We start from the raw sequence: 2,082 nt of genomic DNA on the forward strand, positions 1-2,082 counted from the left end.
ATGGCTGTCGACGCTGCTGCGTTGAGTCACGCTTAGGCGCTCGCCGCGGGCGTTATAGGTTTGGCTGACCTGACGCCAGTCACCGCCTTTGGCAACAAACGCACTAAGCGAGGCCAAGCTTAAGCTGGTGCCCGCTTCACGCGCGCCTTGGTACGCGTTGGCGTAGCGCATTTGCTCGATGCGCTCACCGTAGGCGTTGTAGCGATACTCGGTGACAAAGCCGAGCTCATCCACGTCAAAACGCAGTTGGCCTTTGGCATCGTAGACCTTATCGCGGCGCTCACCCTCGGCATTGATGTTGATGCTCGCCAGTCCCGCGTCATTGAACACCACCTGACTGCCGGCCAAACCGTGCGAGCGCACTTGATGGCCTTGCACATCAAAGTCAAAGCGCTGAGTCTGCTCAAGACGCGTGCCTTTCGCGGTGGTGGTGTGTATCACATTGCCCAAACTGTCGTAGCGGTGGGCAGTGGTTAAGCGGCCAATAAACTGAGTGACTGGCTTGTCTTTTTGCACATCGGCAAAGCTGACCACAGCCGAGCGTTCGGTCACCAATTGGCCCCTCGCATCGTACTCGTAATCGGTGTCGTGACTGGCCACCTCTACCGAGGCTTGGCGCCACGCCGTGTAACGGGCAATGTCCACTTGCCCCTGCGCGCGGTCAATGGCAGCCTTGGCTTGGTATTGGGCGCGATTGGCTTGATTGAGCGAGACATTCACCTCGGCGTGCAAGTCAATGGCGCTGCCAAGTCTTTCCCCGGCCTGATTAAGCGACTGCGCCGTGCGGCTCAGTGACTGATGAGCCTTAGCAAATTGCGTGCTGGCTTGATTGAGCGTGGTGCGCGCGGCCAAAAGCTCGGAGGCCACGCGGGCCTTATCGGTTTGGGCGGTGCTCAGGTGCGTGCTCGCTTGAGACAATAATTGCTCGGCGGCTTCACGCTCGGCCGTGGCGCTTGACAGGCTCGCCTTGGCGCGGTCCATGGCCTGATTAGCAGAGGTAAGCTGAGTATTGGCCTTCGCCACATTGGAGCGCGCCGAATTTAGCGCTTGCTGAGCTTGTTCAACCTGCGCTTGCAGCTCTCTCACTTCAGTTTTGGCTTGCCTCAGTGCTTGTGTGTCCGTCTCGACACGCTGCTGATATTGTTCCACCTGAGTATCGAGTTGTAGACGATTGACCTTAGCTTGCCTGTAGTCTTGAATGCCATTGGCAAGGTTTGATAACAGACGTATATCGCTTTCATGTTGTGTGATCTGAATATCAAGTCGACGTACTTTCTCACGATACATATCAACTTCGTACCACATCCCCAGACTACCGCCATGGCTATCAAGGTACGCCGCCTCCATTGATAGGTAGTCAGCCTTAGCATAGAATTTTGCCCTATCTGCACGTAACCCAGGCAGCTGATTACTCAGGTCTGTCTTTGCATCGTTTGCCCTGCGTTGTAGATCGGTTAGTTGCTCAGGCGTGGATGACTGCGCGCCTAAATACCTTGGGCCAAATAGCCTAAATCTCCTTCCTCCTACTACTCTTCTGCTAATCGGATGCCAACGCCGCTCTCGAGCTGTGGATAATAGTGAGGCCAAATTCTGCGCTTCTAGTTGCTGCGCGGTTTCACGCTCTTGTTGCGCAGCATTCAGTGCTGCTTGTGCCGCATTATGGTCCCGCTCTCGCTGTGACAGCGCCGTTTGTGCTACGGTTAAATCACGATTAAGGCCCATCAGAAATTCTGATTTTTCCTTCTCACTGACTTTGGCCGCATCCAGCTTTGCTTGCCATTGCTGGGCTTGCGCCTGCTGGGTGCGCAGCGCGGCGCTGGCGGTATTTTCAGCCGCTTGTTTGCCTGATAATGACTGCCAAGCGCTATCAAGACTGCGTTGACGAGCCTTGACCTCAGTGGTGTGCTCAGCCAGCGACACTTGCAACGCATCGTAAGCCTCACGCTGGGCATTAAGCGCGTCAAACTGCGCCTGCATGCCTGACGATAGGGTTTCTAATTCAGCGCGCAGCGCGGTCACCTTGGCTTGGTTGGCCGCCACGCTTTGCTCAGCTTGGCTTTGCTTATTGCTCGCCTCATCAAT

1 protein-coding gene is annotated in these 2,082 nt (G+C 55.8%); it reads right to left on the reverse strand.

The genetic code is table 11. From position 1 onward, the window contains the following. Nucleotides 1–2,082, reverse strand: a 2,082-nt coding sequence (locus MHN79_RS20690; RefSeq protein WP_239174866.1) for a hypothetical protein, incomplete at both ends; no start/stop codon positions are given.

The sequence above is a fragment of the Vibrio sp. Of14-4 genome (genome assembly GCF_022347625.1).
GTDB lineage: Bacteria > Pseudomonadota > Gammaproteobacteria > Enterobacterales > Vibrionaceae > Vibrio > Vibrio pristinus.